Origin of the sequence: Pasteurella testudinis DSM 23072, assembly GCF_900176075.1 — a bacterium.
Lineage (GTDB): Bacteria > Pseudomonadota > Gammaproteobacteria > Enterobacterales > Pasteurellaceae > Chelonobacter > Chelonobacter testudinis.
This window is the reverse complement of record NZ_FWWV01000018.1, coordinates 21,819-36,193: the sequence shown is the minus strand read 5'-3', so window position 1 is coordinate 36,193 and position 14,375 is coordinate 21,819. Positions and strand designations below refer to the sequence as shown.

Below are 14,375 nucleotides of genomic sequence, written 5' to 3'. Positions count from 1 at the left end.
ATAGTGCTGGGGAGACACCGGCTTTTTCGGCTATAAATGGAATTGGCCCAGAAATATCATCTTATTTAGTATCAATAGGTGCTGATATTGATGTGGTAAATAAATACTCTCAGGAGTCATTTGCAATGGCAACATTTAAGGCGGAGAAGTTTTTAACAGAAGAAGTTGCCGGTATAAAAAGTGGTCTTTATAAGGGCGACTTAGCAATGTACGAGAGAAGGTTAGAGGCTGTTAAACAAGTAAAAGCCATCATGATAGAACGTGGTCAACAATGGCCGCCTGAAAAATAATGATAAATTAGCTTACCCAATTTCCTTGGCTATCGCAGTGTACAATCTTTATTATTTTATAATTCAATCTATGCTTGTAGGATAATTTATGGCGTTGAAAAAAGATATTGAAGAAATTATAGATACATTGGAGTTTATCTCGAAAAATGGTAGGCCTAATCGGAGTAATTTAGAAAATAAAATTTATAAGTGGCTAGGTAGACTAAATTGGACTTTTCTTCCTCTAATGGGCATTTCTCTATTGATGGCACTTTTATATCGAAATATAAATATGACATATTTTGAATGTTTTATAACGATTTTTTATATTTTTAACTTTATTTATGGTGTGCTTTATATCTTTCTCGCTATTTCTATGGTTATTGATATTTATAACGTTATTCGGCAAGGGGGTAGATATCGTCTTTTAAAGCATAAGTTGGCATATAATATAGTGAGTGTTAATAGATTAATTAAGTTTAAATTACACTCATTGAAAACAGTTAAAACCTTTTTAGAAAATGAGATTAAAAAGAAAGACTATGTGAATGGTGTTTTTTCTTGGGGGCTTGTTCCTTTGAGTGTTACTGTGTTAACTGCACTGGAGTCGTATGGATATATTCAATGGAATGATTTTTTATCGCAAAATATAATGAATTTTTCTAAACCAGGATATTGGATTTTTATGTGTCTTGTCATTATTTTGATGATTATGATTTTTAAAATATCTATAACTAGTGATATTTCAAAATATAAAAAATATATATCATATCTTGACTTGGTATTGTTGGAAAAAGAATTGGATAACAGGAATAAACTCTAATGTTAAATATTAAATTAGGCTCCTCACCTAAAGATCTCGATTTCTTTATTTCGATTAGAAATGAAATAAACTGTCTTAATCGTATCGGAAGAGAGGTTAATTGGCACAAAATTAAAAATCTTTCAGAAAAACTATTTCAAGAAAATGGTTTTGATTTGCAAACACTCTCTTACTATGCTTCAGCGCAAGCTAATGTGAATGGACTGAAAGAGATTGTAGAATCTATTGATCTGCTCGTGTTATCCTTAATCCCATATTGGAATGATATATGGCCTCAAGAGCAAGGACAGCGTATTGTTATATTAAATTGGTTAAATAGTCAACTTTCTAAGGTAATACAAAATACTGATTTTAGTATATCTGATCTTAAACTTCTTTATAAGTTAGAGCATTCTTTATCGTTGATTGTTGATAAATTAAACCGGAGCTATCCGGATTCATACTGTAATCTGTGTACTTTATTATATTCTATAACAGAAATCATCGCTAAATTAGAAGATGTTACTATTCGTAAGGCATACGATGTTGTAGATGGAAGTCATTCTCCTGGTATTATTATAGATAATGCACCAAATTCAAATATTTCTGAGAATATAAAAGAGAAAAATTCATCATTACTACTAGATGAAAATAAATCAATATCTTTTGAAGCGATAAAGCCAACAGATAAAAACTTGCAGCATGATTTAGTGAAAAATATAAATAATGATGCAAATAAAGATAAAATAATAAAGAATAAACTAATATCTAAAGTATGGCTATCTTGTGCCAATTTTGCCTTAGGCGCTATTATTATGCTAGTCATAGTTTGGAAGATAGGTGGTTTTTCTAATGGTGGACAATATTCTGATTATATTAAAGCAGATTTTACCTGGAATGTAGAAAAGCTGAATATTGAAGTCGATAAGGCGATGTCATCTCCTTTATTTGCATTTCAGCAGGCAGAGTCTTTGATTGCTATTAGTGCTGATAAGCTTGGACCTGATGTTACGGATCCAATAAAAACTAATTGGGAGCAAAAAATTTTCGTATTAGCTGATTCAGCTCTAAAAAATCATGGTAATTATAGTAAGGTAAAGCAAACCTTGGATAATTTGCAGCAAGAGTTATTAACCGCAGAGAGTAACGGAAAGGGAATAACAATATCACGCTTAAAAACGATTACTCATAATTTAGAAAAACAGCTTAATGAGAATATTAGCGTAGAAGAACTGTTATTCGATTTTTCTAAGAATAATAATGTGTTATTGAAACAACAAATTGATCAGAGATTAATGACCCTACTATCTTTTTATTATTTATCAGAAAAGCATGCGGTCATCAATATTAATTGATATTAACTGTCTAACAATATTAATCTTTGGTTATTTAATAATACTTTATCACCAAAAAATGAGCGGATATCAGGTATTAAATAACCTATAAGATATGACGATTTTCTTGGTCCAATAACAGAACATTTCCAAAAATTAACACTATCTTGTTTATCCGGTAAAGGACGTTTCTTGTGAAATCTAAGGGCTTGGAAATCATACTGTAGTGCAGTAACTGACTCTTGATCGTATAACATTCCTGCTTCCTGAAGAAATAGTTGGAATATTGATGGGGTAACCATAAATAATTGCTCATCTATAATATGTAATTTGGCTGTGGGCTTATTGATTGCAAATTTATCGGTTTGTATTCCGGATTTTAACCACTGAATAAAGTTCTCAGCATTAGATTCTGTTGGTAGCATTTTCGAGCGTGATATTTTGTTGCTATCAGTTTCTTTTTCCAATTTATTTTTAGTTGTTATGGAGTTAGCAGGGAAGGGAGGAGACTCTTTTGAGCTACCATCTTCTGATGGCATATCATTATTGATGGTCTGTTCGCTAGAGAATAAATCGAGCACAAAACTATTTAGATCCGATGAGTGGCTTTCTTGTGGCACTTGTGAGCTTTCTGAAGCAGAGGATATCTTTGCTGTTGTAAATGCTTGTTCAGCTGGAGTGGTGACTTCCGGTTTTCCTATTGCTATTTTATTCTCTTTTTCATTTTCCGCTTCTATTACTGGAGATTTTTTCTCTTTAATATAGACGGTACCGGCAAAATATGATGGGCGATCGTCAATATGTTCCCAGATCACTTCCGGCTTAATTTTCAAAAGCGTAAACGTATTTGGCGGTGTCCAGCCCGAATTAGCCTTGATTCGGCAATGCCAAATAGCGGTATTTTTTGGTGTTGGATCTATGATTCCGAGAGATTGTAACTCATCGAATAATTTTAAATTGTCACTAGGAACGGATATGCCTTGTCCAAGTAGATAGGCTCTGATGTTATCTGCTGTGGTTTTACTCATTAGCCAAAGCCCGTCTTCGGTGTACCAGCCATCGGCAGGTCCTTTTGGTGTGTTTAATTTTATTTTGTGTTCCAACAAGTATCGTAAGGCTAAAATTAATTGTTTTGAAAAAGATTTAGTTGGTTGTTGTACCAGTTTTTTAATATCCCCGCCTAGAGCAAGTGTAACACTGTGTTGATCTGCTTTTTGAATAATTTCCGATAAAATACCAGCTTTATCATAGTGTCCGGCGATTGTGTACATAAAAGCGGTAAAGGCTTCCGGATATTGGCTGAGCCAATCAAAAACATCATTAGGAATAAGCTGTGAAGCTAAAAAACCGCCAAGTGTTGGATGAAGGTTGTAATCGCGGCTTTTGATGTATTTGAATTTGTACGGTAACTTAGGAATACCATGCCATGCTAACCAGCGCGAACCGTCTTGTAATTGAATTTCAATATCAACGATAACTTTACCAATGTCGTGTACCAACGCACTATAAATGACAATCGCAGTCCAAGCATCGCGCTGCCTAGATTGTTCTTCCGGTGCTGCATTTTGCGGCAGCACATAATTTTGCCGAAGTTTAGCTGCAAAGGAAACGACTTCTAATCCATGATCTAGCATTCCGCCTAAGTGCGAATGGTGATGCGATTCCGAAGCCGGGAGCAGTTGAACTATTTCGGCGTATCGTTCAATGGGCTTTTGATAAAGTGTGGTAAACATCTTTTTAGTCATAGATACTTGCTGCCACAGCACACCTAGATACTTCTGCCGTAGTTCAGTTTTCAATAGCTGTTCAGCCGATAGGGGAATGTGCCAGCCATCTATATCGAATGTCGAATTGTTTTTTGGTGTTACTTCTCGCAGTATTGTGGCTTTGCGTTTAAATGGCCATAGGTTCATTTTATGCTTCTGTGATGATTAAAAGTATAGCCATTAAAACAAAAAATAGTGCATAGAATGAATAAAAAATTCTTTTTAAATTTATTAACGTTATTTTATGTGGAACATTAGGCCTTTTGGCCTTTTCGGGTAAGACCTTTCCCCTTGGAAAGGTTACCCTTAACTCCGTAAGGAGTCCCTTAGCCTTTTCCATTTTCCTTTTTCATCTAGATACAAAATTAAAATCTGGTTGATTAGCCAAATAACATGGTTAAATTAGATATGGTCAGTTAGGATACTATTTTTTCTAAATTATTCCTTGTTTTTAATTAGTCATCTCGGGTATACCTAAAGTGTCCAATGCTGTCTTAGAAGGAAAAAATTATGAAAGTTGCACGGGTTTATTTGCGTGTCAGCACGCAAGAGCAAAATTTAGTTCGACAAGATTCACTTCTCGATAAAATTCGAGAAGAGGGGTATTATCTTGCCGGCGTTTACCGAGAAAAGGCATCCGGTGCAAATTTAAATCGACCGGTACTGAATCAGCTGATTGAAGATTTACAGCCCGGCGATGTCGTAGTTGCAGAGCATATTGATAGATTAACTCGTTTACCTTTGGCTGAAGCAGAAAAATTATTTGAACGTATCAAAGAGAAAGGCGCATTTCTTTCCATTCCCGGCATCGTTGATTTGAGTCAAATCGCGACGGATTCTGAGATCGCAAAAATTGTACTGGCAAGTGTACAAACTATGTTGTTTAAGGTTGCAATACAGATGTCACGCGATGACTATGAACAGCGTAGAGCACGCCAAGCTGCCGGTATTGAGCGTGCGAAATTAAATAAGATGTATCGAGGCAAAGTCGCTAATCATAAAAAACACCAGTTAATTATTGAACTGAGAAAAACGCATACTATTAAAGAAACTGCAATGTTAGCGGGCTGTAGCCCGAGCTTAGTGAAATTGGTGATGAGATCACAAAAGAATTTTGCGTCAGAGTGTAAAGGTTAGGCTCATCAATAATATTGGGAGTAATAATTAGCGAATAAATTTGAAAAACTCTTTCTATGTGATTTGAATTAATCATTGCTCCTGCCAGAAGTCTTTTTTAGGATAGATACTGATCTTTTGATAAAGGTTATTCTTCTGTCATATAAGTATTATCCTCAAACTCTGGATTTTCAATACCCAACCAACGCCAATAATTACAAATCAGTTCATCATCGCCATATTCTTCCCAAACACCGGGATAGTAGGCTTCGGCTTCAACATGGCAAATATCACCGACGTCAACGCCGCATACTGGGTGAGATATTACAAGTAGAAAAATAAACAGTTGCTTTGGCTTTGTCATAGTTACTATTTGGTTTTGAGCTATGTCAGGAAGTATCTACTCTCGTTGCATATGATAAAAGAATTAATTGTTTTTCAGATATAAAGAAAAACCCTATTCTGTAGATCAGAATAGGGTTTTTTGATAGCACTAATAAAAAATGATTTCCTTGTGCCAGTCAATTTGTTCAAATTCGTCAATAGGTTGCGAAGGTATTGTCTCGGTATCAATAATTTCAGATATCCCGGTATTGGTGATATTAGAAACCGGCAAGTTTGTTGGCAGATTCGATGACTGTAAACGTGCCTCCCAGTTTCCCATAACATGTGCAAGCGTGTATAGTTTATACCGCACTTCGTTAGTTAAAGTGTTGCCAACAATCACTTCGCCAGGTATATGAAGTAAAGTCATTTGGATATAGCACATCATCGCTGCCGTAAAATCAATATCCTGTGCTTGAACCCATATTTGTTGCTGAGGATTGATCCCCCGCTGGGTAAAATGATCCACGCACTTGCGAGCGTGGATCGGGTTTCGGTTTAACAGGCTTGCGCCAAGTGCGGTACAGTTAAATGCTGCATCAGATAATCTGTCGCTGTACGGGCTTGTTTGGCTTGTTTAAAGCCATGTTTAATTTGTGCTGCCCATAAGAGCAAAATATTGATGCCGGAGTAGTGGCGGCCGCTTTCACCATTGTAAGGTAATCGCAGGGCAATACGCTCAGCTTCGGCATCATTCCACGGTTTAATCCACGGCATAACGCCGCTCTCTAGGGCTTCGATGATGTCATCGGTGACTTGCTGGTACAAATCACGGGTTTCGCGTTGTTGATTTTTCATAACTGTTCTCCAAAAAATAAGGGAACAGTCCCCATGGGAGTCTGTTCCCATGGAATAGTTAATAGATGATGAGGCACTGACTTGGGTGCAATCGCAATGAAAAGGCTTTAAAGTGCGGTTGATTTCCGGTTGTCGGCATCATCTGTAAAAAATGATACTGCGCTTGTTCGATAGGTTTTGTATTCCAAGCGAGTAGCGCGGCAGTAGTAAAGGCTTCAATTGATTTTTGCAATTCAGACCCTTGTAGATTTTGCGCAAGTTCTTGAAAAATCGTATGGTGAATAGACACTCTCATGGTATTTCTCCTTAATATAAGAAATGGGAAATACCATTCCAGTGGGAATGTATTTCCCACATGGGTGCTTGGTTAATTTAGATGAGGCTGATAATGGCAACGATTCCGCCGGCGATAAAACCCACGAACGTGGAGATGATGCCGGTCAATAAATACTTCCGCCGGAGCGCTTTCAGCTGCTCGGCATAATGCATTTCTTGATTGAGGTAAATTTCGTTTGCAATATCTGCCAGTTGCTCATGCATTTCTTCGGTGACAGCATTCACACCGGCACGGGTGCCGCGTTTTAAAGTTGAGAAAAGCGAACCTACTTTGTGTCCGGCCCGATAAAGTAATGAAGGTTTTTTACCGGTTAGATAGGTATCATCAAATCCCGGGACAAAAATGTCAGCTTCAGATTGGCGGTTCATAATCATTCTCCTTGTAAGATACCGCAGGAAAATGAACGACCCAAGGGCGTTTGTTTTCCCTTGGCAGGTGGTTAAAAATAGTGAAAGGTTATACGAACTTCATTAAGCCGAGAACAGCGATCAGTATGGTTGTTGTCGCCGCAAATGAGGCGCCAATCGCATACAATAATCGATTTTCTGTCGCTTTTAGCTCTTGTCTGAGTTCTTGACGTAATGAGTCCAGATCAGATTTTGTCGCTAAAGGCGATTGGCTTTGAGTCAAAGCTTCATCGAATGCATCAGCCAGGGCTTCTGCTTGTTCGTTTGTATAGCTTTTATCATCACTCAGTTTTTTCACAAACCGGAGTTTGTCAAAATTCAGTCGCTGCATACTATGTTCCATTCAATACTCCTTAATAAATGATGTAAGGAGCATTCCGTAGGGAATGGACTCCCTACAGGGTTTAGAAGCGCTTTAAGCCGAGGCTAAAGCAGGCGTTTAGGTGGCATCCCTGTATTAATCAATACAGTGTTCCGTTTCAGAATGCTCGGAGACATAATAAACCCAACTACCTCATCGGATAGCCGCTGCTTCTCAAGAGTCGTGCAGCTTATTAAGTGTTGTCAATGACAACGGCTTAAATATGAATCGACTTTCATTCTAACAAAAGAAACGGCAAATTCCAGCGTAAAATTAAAAAAATAATTGAGAGAAAAAATGTTGAAAATTCTCTCAAATCCAAATTGAGTTTTTTCTACTCATCTTCTGTAAATGCCGATACTGTGCCTAGTATCCCTTTCTATTCTCGGAGAACAGTATATGCGGAAAAAGCAATGTGTAGGCATCGGTATCACATTATTGTTCCAGCCAATGATGATATGGGCTGAAACAGTTCCAAATCCAACCATTACGATCTATACCACGGCAGCCTACCCGATTAAAAATATGACTGACCCTGACCTGGCCACCATTTACTATTTGGATGGGGCAGAGCAGATAGAAGATCGGTTTAGTACGCACTTTAGTGAGCAACCGGAGCAGGCGGAGCAACAAGCTCAAGCACTATTTAACAGTCAGGAATGGAAACAGTATGAGAAACAGTTACAAGCTGCGTATGCCGGTGTAATTAGTGGTTGGCAAAACGGTATTAAAAAAGTGCCGGCGATCTTGTTTGATTATCCCGGCGCTGAATCGGTGGTGACATATGGTATCACTGATTTGGCGCTGGCTCGGCAGCATTGGTTAAACTGGCTGCAACAGCAACAAATGGAGGGAATAAGATGAAATTATCCTATCCTGCATTATCGCTAATATTGTTCTCCGCAATTTCTTTTTTACCGGCACATCGAGCATTGGCAGATATCAATACGGTGTCAATAATGGCATCCAGTGCCTCACCGAGTTGCTTGGAATATAAGGTGGTCGGTGTTTGCTATTGGCTACGCTGCGGGTGGGGCGGGTGTCGTATCCGCACATCCGTCAAAGTGCGGCACTATATCCCGGAAATGGTGGTATCGGCATATAACCATGAAAATCAAAATCCGTGGAAAGAGATGAACATCTTAAGTAAAGGCGTTCATGCCGGTGAATACAGCTCTCCGCAGAAAAAATATTCACAACTGATTTTTAAAAATGCCGATGCTATTGGCCATCCGCAAGGCGCCATTATGAATTTAATGAGTGGTTTGGGCTATTCTTGCCGTACACAGACGACACCGTTTTTACCTTATTTCTTGAGTAGCTTGGATTTTCTGGCTTGGCGCGAAAATTTACCGGAGATCGTTTATCCGGAAGCACTGATTCCCGGTATGCGTGAAGTGCGGTCGAGCGGGGACTTATGGGGCAATATTTATCCACGTTCCGGTGCTGTTACACAGGTACATGATTATAAGGCATCTGCCGTGATTGCGCAGCGTATTGCGGATATTGTCAGTCGTACCGGGCAACCGCATATTTATCAGCCGGCTGCGCAGCGTGGCGGAGCCGGTTACTGGCCACCGGGGCCGGTCAAAGAAGGCGATAAAAAAACGCATAAATGGCAAATGTTGTATCCCAGAATGCAGCGTAGCTGTGCGATTTTCCCTGACGGCTCACCGCAGGATAGTTATTCTTCCCAACTCTCTTCTTTAGGAAATTACGCTTGGACACTTTGGCGACCGTATTCATGCTGCAAAAGACGTGGGCAAAAATTCTTATTCAGTACCGATTGGCAATAACAGAGGAACATGATAATGGCGATCAGAATAGTTAAATTAAATCAAATTACCCTTACCGTGTTATGTGCTCTCAGTGCAGCGAGCTTCAATGCAAATGCAGATGCGATCACCGATAAACTGGATTTTAGTAAATCCGATTCTATTTTATCGGATAGAGTGTTTTATCAGATTGGTGGCGGAACCGGCTATATGGCTCCGCCGACACGCAACAATATGCGTGTTGTTGAGTTGGGTATCGGCTGGAAAGCGAATCTGATGTGCGGTAATTTTGATATTAAAACTACGATTAAGAACCAATTAAATGGAATTACAGAGGGATTTAAAGATTTAATGGGTAATGTCATCGAATCAGCCAAAGGCGCAGTTGCCAGTATGCCGGCAATGATTTTACAACGTGCAAACCCACAATTGTACGATTTAATCACTAATGGGGTTTATCAGGGAAAAATTGATTTTAATAATTTGAAAACGAGTTGTGAGGAGATGGCGCATAAATTAGCGGATGCAACCTTGGGTGGTAAATGGGGGCAAGCAGCGGATCTGGAAAGTTACAAAAATATTACCTCATCGCAGCCGGATGCCTCTAAGGCAAAGAAAGAACTGGATGATAAGCAAGGAAAAGAGGGAAAATCCTGGGTTGGTAATCAGAAAAAAGGCGGGCAAGGGCAAGAACCGATTAAAATCGTCGAAGATATTGCCAAAGCCGGTTATAACTTGCTTAATCAACGTGGTGTACTGGAGTCGAATAGTGTGAGTGCATCAAACTGTCAGGGTGCACTTTGCCAAACTTGGGATAATCCGCAAGAGGCGGCGAATTGGCTTACCAGCGTGATTGGTGAGCAATCTATTTCAACGTGTAAAGTAGATTGTGGTACGAAAAACAGCTCAAAAGCCGGTGTTGGGCTTACGCCTAAGATTGAAGATGAAAATATCAAGACTGTGGCAAAATTACAGCAAGTCTTGAATGCCGATATTCCGGCAACGCAAACGTTAGCCGAATTGGGTTCAGCAACGGTGCCGGTGACACGCGGTCTGATTGAGGCGTTGCGTGAAGATCCGGATGTTGAAGTGTTAAGTCAGCGTTTATCCAGTGAAATCGCAGTATCGAAAACCATAGAAAAAATGCTGTTGGCGCGCCGGTCAGTGTTAGCCGGTATGCGCGAACCGAATGTGGCACAAGATGCGGATGCACAGGCAGAGCTGGAAAAAGTCCTCACCCTGATCGATCGGGAAATTTCACAAGTGAAATTGGAAATGGATATGCAAAAATCGATTATGAGCAATACCGCTTCGGTGATTTTACAAAATAAACAACACCGAGAAGCGGCTGCCGGCGCTTATTCAACACCACAGGACAGCATGGACAAACGTATCAATGATTTGGAAAAAGGTGAACCCGGTGCGGCTGATATGCAACCAAGCCAAGGTATCAGCCTACCAAGGAAAAACATTATATTGGGCGTGCCGAGTGTGAGCAATATCACACCGTATATGCCGTCATTCACGGGGAATAGTGGTTCAGGCGGTGCTACCGGCAGTTATAACGGCTCAATTCCCAATAGCAGTATAACGGCAAAAACAAAACAAGAGTTTATTGCACAAGCCTTGCCGGCGGCGAAAGAAATTGAAAAAAAGTGGGGTGTCCCGGCAGAGGTTGTGATCGCACAAGCCGCACTTGAATCAGGCTGGGGGCAACATGTAAAAGGCAATGCGTATTTCGGGGTAAAAGGTACTGGTAGTAGTGGGTCGGTGAATTTCGCTACACATGAAGTCATTAACGGTCAAAAAGTGGGGATTCGGGATAATTTTGCCGCCTACGGCGGTTTTGGGGAAGCGGCAGACGGTTATGGTGCATTTCTCACGAAAAATAAACGTTACCGCAATGCATTTAACTACAAAGATGACCCAGTTGCGTTTGCGCGTGAAGTGGCAAAAGCCGGCTATGCGACCGACCCAAATTATGCTGATACCTTGACGAAAATTATCAGAGGAAATAAATTAGACCAAATAATGTAATCAGGGTGTTGTCATACGAAAACAATAATCAGGAGTTTATCATGAAAAAAAGCCTTATTTTGACCGGAATGTTTATTGCCGGTATCAGCCTGTCGATACAAGCGAAATCTATCATCTCAGAAGCCCAAGCCTATAAGTCGGTCGAAGCCTCAATTTATAAAAACAAACTGACTGGTTTGAAACCCAACTGCATTAAATATGCGGTTGCTGAAGATGCGCAACAGTATCAATTCGACTTCTATGAAGTGCACAACAAACAATGTGGCGGAGACCCAGATATTGAACGACGTATATTTAGTTACTTAGTCAGTAAAAAGGACGGTAAATTGCAGACAGATGCCATGCGTGATGACGTCGATTGGGATGGGGCATATCATCCGATTAAGTGAGAGGTTAAAATAGACGGGGAGCTGAAAAGCTCCCTGATTTTTTGAGCTACGCGATTTGTACTCACACAAGTATAAAAGGACTTTATCAGATTACCCGAATTACCTTGACCGGTTATATCGATTTGAACTAATATATTGTATATCAAATGTGTATTTTTTTGGGGTGTAACAATGAGAACAGCAGCAATTAATTTACGGGTTATCCCGGAGCAGCGCGATTTAATTGATCATGCGGCGGCATTGCTCGGGAAGACACGCTCTGACTTTATGTTGGATGTGGTTTGCTCGCGTGCAAAAGATGTGATTTTAGATCAGACGCTATTTCAGTTAGACGAAGCGCGTTTTAATGAATTCATGGCAATTTTAGATGCGCCCAGCGAACCGAATCCAAAATTAGATAGGTTGATGAAAAGACCGGTGCCTTGGGAAACGAAATAAATCATGAAATATAGCCCGCCACAGCTTTTAACCGCAGAACACAACACGCAATTATTTCAGTGCGGGGAGCTTGATTTGGATACTTGGTTGAAAAAAACGGCCTTTAAAAATCAGTTGAGCAAAGCGAGCCGCACGTTTGTGATCTGTGATGAGAATAATCATGTGGTTGCTTACTATGCGATTGCTTCGGGTTCTATTAGCCATCAGGTTGCAACGGGTAATATTCGGCGTAATATGCCGGATCCGATTCCGGCAATTGTATTGGGGCGTTTGGCCGTCGATAGTACCTTACAAGGACGAGGTTTCGGGGCGGCGTTGCTACAGGATGTGATTTTACGGGTTTTACGCGTGAGTGAACAAGTCGGCGTGAGGGCACTGTTAGTGCACGCTTTAAACGAAAAAGCGAAACGATTTTATCTGGAACAAGGTTTTCGTGCTTCACCGCTCGATGGTATGATATTGATGTTGAAGTTATAATGATTTGTTGGTGATTGCGGTAATGGCGGAGTTCTACGAAAAATTAGAAAACAATGGCATTCAATCACTTCAAAGGTACTCTTAAATTGGGAAAAGCTCACCCCCTATTAAAGGTAGTCATCGCCCCCCAATCTAAATTGCTCGCAGACTAGATGACTTTATTCTAGCTGGGATAAGGTATAAATGACCTCAATGGGTATGCCTTCAGCATTAAATTTCACCTGGTTAACCGTTAGCAAACCATCACGGTGTAAATCGTCGATTGAGATAGTGTCTTTATCTGTATATTGCTTATTTTTCGTGAGATTGGCAGTATTGATAAAAAAGTATTGTGTGTAGCTTGGGGTTGTGTCTTTGATCAAAACATAGGGCTTATTTTTTTGGAGCTTAATAACAATTTTTTGGTATGGCTCTTGAGTCGGCTTGTCTTTAGATTGCGTAATTTTATCAATAAAATTTAGATAAAATACGGACATTTCACTACGTAGCTCCTCTAATGAAGACAAATTATGAAATTTAATTTTGAATTTATTATTTAAATAGTGAGCACGATTACTATTGTATTGCTCAAGCTTCGTTACAAGGCTGAGGTAGTGTTTTTCTGCCTGATCAACCTGTCTAGAAAGCTGATTTTCACTCTCTCCGTTATTTTTATTACGGGCAATAATTTCTTCATTATGAATCTGATGCTTTAATGTCTTGAGCTCATATTGGTATCCGCTATTTTTAAATGGCTCAACGTCAACGCGCCCTTGTGCAATTTGTTGTTTCACTATTTCTATGAAATTTAAGGATAGCTTGTCTGACAATGCAGTATTTTGAGCAAAATGGGCAGCATATTGCGGGCTTAATTTAAAGTGTGTCGTAAAGCACACCCCTTGATAGGTCAACATAATTTGATTGTAGGAGCCATCGGCCTTAAGGCCTTCGGTATCACAAGGTTTCTTGATATAACTAAAATAGCTCATTTCATCTGAACCGAGAATATTTACCGGAATTTCTTCGTCAATAATGAGTTTATTCACGATTGCAATAGAATCTGTTCGTAGTTCATCGACCTTGGTTTTACTGGCCTCTTGTAATGATTCGATATTTTCTTTTTGTTGTCGTAATGGTGTCAATTTCTCACGATATTGCGCCAGCATTTTACTCTGTGCAGAATGTTGTTGTTTAGCGGTATCTTGTTCTGTTTTGAGTATAAGCTCATCGACTTCAACGATTTCATCTGCTTTTTCCTTGAGTAATTTAGCCTCAGATAGTACTTGTTGATATTTATTCTTTAATTCAGCAAGTGATGTTGAGTCAAAGCCAGAAAAACTAGGGAATAAAGGCAGATCGTCATTCGCGATAGTTTCATAATTAATATTTATTTGACTGAGCTGCTGATAAGATGCAGAAAGGCTTTTAAGCTGTTCGATTGTTTTTGTATCCCAGTAGTAGATATCTCTTGCTACCTGAGATGGAGCTAAGTTAAAAATGACAGGGGGTTTTTCTAAGGTAAGGGTTTTTTCTTCGTTGCAAGCGGCTATTAGCAAAGATGTACTGAGGATAAGTGCAATTTTGGATTTAGATAATGGAGTCATGTGGCAAACCTCAAATTAGTCAGTGGACGGCAATAATTTTAGATGCTACTTTATTTTTACCCATATTTCGTTGGTAGTATAGCGCAGTTCCCCGTTAGTGAT

The 14,375-nt window shown here is 39.5% G+C and carries 18 protein-coding genes; 10 read left to right on the top strand and 8 right to left on the bottom strand.

Going from position 1 to position 14,375, the window contains the following annotated elements:
* From B8880_RS14405 to B8880_RS08195, 3 genes are all read left to right on the top strand, one after another.
* A partial coding sequence (locus B8880_RS14405) for a hypothetical protein (protein WP_159460740.1) occupies positions 1-290 on the top strand: 290 nt, incomplete at its 5' end.
* Between the two features lie 88 nt (positions 291-378).
* On the top strand, positions 379-1,092 hold the full coding sequence (locus B8880_RS08200; protein ID WP_084257133.1) for a hypothetical protein: 714 nt from the start codon (positions 379-381) through the stop codon (positions 1,090-1,092).
* A complete protein-coding gene (locus tag B8880_RS08195) occupies positions 1,092-2,426 on the top strand; it encodes a VasL domain-containing protein (protein ID WP_084257132.1) in 1,335 nt (444 codons plus the stop codon). Before B8880_RS08200 ends, B8880_RS08195 begins: the two co-directional genes overlap by 1 nt.
* A gap of 2 nt (positions 2,427-2,428) precedes the next feature.
* Here B8880_RS08195 and mobH read toward each other — a convergent pair whose 3' ends face one another.
* A complete protein-coding gene (mobH, locus tag B8880_RS08190; protein ID WP_084257131.1) occupies positions 2,429-4,318 on the bottom strand; it encodes a MobH family relaxase in 1,890 nt (629 codons plus the stop codon).
* A 363-nt stretch (positions 4,319-4,681) separates the two neighbouring features.
* Here mobH and B8880_RS08180 point away from each other — a divergent pair, with 363 nt between their 5' ends.
* Positions 4,682-5,308, top strand: a complete 627-nt coding sequence (locus tag B8880_RS08180) for a recombinase family protein (protein ID WP_084257129.1) — start codon at positions 4,682-4,684, stop codon at positions 5,306-5,308.
* A gap of 127 nt (positions 5,309-5,435) precedes the next feature.
* Here the strand turns inward: B8880_RS08180 and B8880_RS08175 are convergent, their stop codons facing one another.
* The 6 genes from B8880_RS08175 to B8880_RS08150 all read right to left on the bottom strand — a co-directional run bounded on the left by B8880_RS08175 (position 5,436) and on the right by B8880_RS08150 (position 7,556).
* Complete coding sequence (locus B8880_RS08175) at positions 5,436-5,651, bottom strand: hypothetical protein (RefSeq protein ID WP_115306392.1); 216 nt, start codon at positions 5,649-5,651, stop codon at positions 5,436-5,438.
* Between the two features lie 129 nt (positions 5,652-5,780).
* Positions 5,781-6,140 (bottom strand): hypothetical protein, encoded by a 360-nt coding sequence (locus tag B8880_RS08170; protein WP_084257128.1) that lies wholly within the window; start codon positions 6,138-6,140, stop codon positions 5,781-5,783.
* Positions 6,141-6,169: 29 nt separating this feature from the next.
* Positions 6,170-6,469 carry an ArdC-like ssDNA-binding domain-containing protein gene (locus B8880_RS08165; RefSeq protein ID WP_159460739.1) on the bottom strand — a complete coding sequence of 100 codons (300 nt, stop codon included), beginning with the start codon at positions 6,467-6,469 and terminating at the stop codon, positions 6,170-6,172.
* Positions 6,470-6,527: 58 nt separating this feature from the next.
* A complete protein-coding gene (locus B8880_RS08160; protein ID WP_143933415.1) occupies positions 6,528-6,758 on the bottom strand; it encodes a hypothetical protein in 231 nt (76 codons plus the stop codon).
* Positions 6,759-6,841: 83 nt separating this feature from the next.
* Complete coding sequence (locus tag B8880_RS08155) at positions 6,842-7,174, bottom strand: hypothetical protein (protein ID WP_084257125.1); 333 nt, start codon at positions 7,172-7,174, stop codon at positions 6,842-6,844.
* 88 nt (positions 7,175-7,262) lie between these two features.
* Positions 7,263-7,556 (bottom strand): hypothetical protein, encoded by a 294-nt coding sequence (locus B8880_RS08150; protein ID WP_084257124.1) that lies wholly within the window; start codon positions 7,554-7,556, stop codon positions 7,263-7,265.
* Between the two features lie 417 nt (positions 7,557-7,973).
* Here B8880_RS08150 and B8880_RS08145 point away from each other — a divergent pair, with 417 nt between their 5' ends.
* The 6 genes from B8880_RS08145 to B8880_RS08120 all read left to right on the top strand — a co-directional run bounded on the left by B8880_RS08145 (position 7,974) and on the right by B8880_RS08120 (position 12,690).
* Positions 7,974-8,438 (top strand): TIGR03757 family integrating conjugative element protein, encoded by a 465-nt coding sequence (locus B8880_RS08145; protein WP_084257123.1) that lies wholly within the window; start codon positions 7,974-7,976, stop codon positions 8,436-8,438.
* Positions 8,435-9,370, top strand: a complete 936-nt coding sequence (locus B8880_RS08140; protein WP_084257122.1) for a TIGR03756 family integrating conjugative element protein — start codon at positions 8,435-8,437, stop codon at positions 9,368-9,370. The genes B8880_RS08145 and B8880_RS08140 overlap by 4 nt, the downstream gene beginning before the upstream one ends.
* A 15-nt stretch (positions 9,371-9,385) precedes the next feature.
* Positions 9,386-11,386 carry an integrating conjugative element protein gene (locus B8880_RS08135; protein WP_084257121.1) on the top strand — a complete coding sequence of 667 codons (2,001 nt, stop codon included), beginning with the start codon at positions 9,386-9,388 and terminating at the stop codon, positions 11,384-11,386.
* 41 nt (positions 11,387-11,427) lie between these two features.
* Positions 11,428-11,775 (top strand): hypothetical protein, encoded by a 348-nt coding sequence (locus B8880_RS08130; protein ID WP_084257120.1) that lies wholly within the window; start codon positions 11,428-11,430, stop codon positions 11,773-11,775.
* Between the two features lie 171 nt (positions 11,776-11,946).
* Complete coding sequence (locus tag B8880_RS08125; RefSeq protein WP_084257119.1) at positions 11,947-12,213, top strand: type II toxin-antitoxin system TacA family antitoxin; 267 nt, start codon at positions 11,947-11,949, stop codon at positions 12,211-12,213.
* 3 nt (positions 12,214-12,216) lie between these two features.
* Complete coding sequence (locus tag B8880_RS08120; RefSeq protein WP_084257118.1) at positions 12,217-12,690, top strand: GNAT family N-acetyltransferase; 474 nt, start codon at positions 12,217-12,219, stop codon at positions 12,688-12,690.
* Between the two features lie 158 nt (positions 12,691-12,848).
* On the opposite strand, the gene B8880_RS08115 is transcribed toward B8880_RS08120, so the two are convergent.
* Entirely contained in the window at positions 12,849-14,273 is a 1,425-nt protein-coding gene (locus tag B8880_RS08115; protein WP_084257117.1) for a hypothetical protein, read from the bottom strand.
* Between the last annotated feature and the right edge of the window lie 102 nt (positions 14,274-14,375).

Bases quoted from the DNA above. Each gene is read 5' to 3' on its own strand.
- B8880_RS08200 (WP_084257133.1), top strand. From the start codon at position 379: ATGGCGTTGAAAAAAGATATTGAAGAAATTATAGATACATTGGAGTTT.
- B8880_RS08155 (WP_084257125.1), bottom strand. From the start codon at position 7,174: ATGAACCGCCAATCTGAAGCTGACATTTTTGTCCCGGGATTTGATGAT.
- mobH (WP_084257131.1), bottom strand. From the start codon at position 4,318: ATGAACCTATGGCCATTTAAACGCAAAGCCACAATACTGCGAGAAGTA.
- B8880_RS08195 (WP_084257132.1), top strand. From the start codon at position 1,092: ATGTTAAATATTAAATTAGGCTCCTCACCTAAAGATCTCGATTTCTTT.
- B8880_RS08135 (WP_084257121.1), top strand. From the start codon at position 9,386: ATGGCGATCAGAATAGTTAAATTAAATCAAATTACCCTTACCGTGTTA.
- B8880_RS08175 (WP_115306392.1), bottom strand. From the start codon at position 5,651: ATGACAAAGCCAAAGCAACTGTTTATTTTTCTACTTGTAATATCTCAC.
- B8880_RS08120 (WP_084257118.1), top strand. From the start codon at position 12,217: ATGAAATATAGCCCGCCACAGCTTTTAACCGCAGAACACAACACGCAA.
- B8880_RS08125 (WP_084257119.1), top strand. From the start codon at position 11,947: ATGAGAACAGCAGCAATTAATTTACGGGTTATCCCGGAGCAGCGCGAT.
- B8880_RS08180 (WP_084257129.1), top strand. From the start codon at position 4,682: ATGAAAGTTGCACGGGTTTATTTGCGTGTCAGCACGCAAGAGCAAAAT.
- B8880_RS08150 (WP_084257124.1), bottom strand. From the start codon at position 7,556: ATGGAACATAGTATGCAGCGACTGAATTTTGACAAACTCCGGTTTGTG.
- B8880_RS08165 (WP_159460739.1), bottom strand. From the start codon at position 6,469: ATGAAAAATCAACAACGCGAAACCCGTGATTTGTACCAGCAAGTCACC.
- B8880_RS08145 (WP_084257123.1), top strand. From the start codon at position 7,974: ATGCGGAAAAAGCAATGTGTAGGCATCGGTATCACATTATTGTTCCAG.
- B8880_RS08130 (WP_084257120.1), top strand. From the start codon at position 11,428: ATGAAAAAAAGCCTTATTTTGACCGGAATGTTTATTGCCGGTATCAGC.
- B8880_RS08115 (WP_084257117.1), bottom strand. From the start codon at position 14,273: ATGACTCCATTATCTAAATCCAAAATTGCACTTATCCTCAGTACATCT.
- B8880_RS08140 (WP_084257122.1), top strand. From the start codon at position 8,435: ATGAAATTATCCTATCCTGCATTATCGCTAATATTGTTCTCCGCAATT.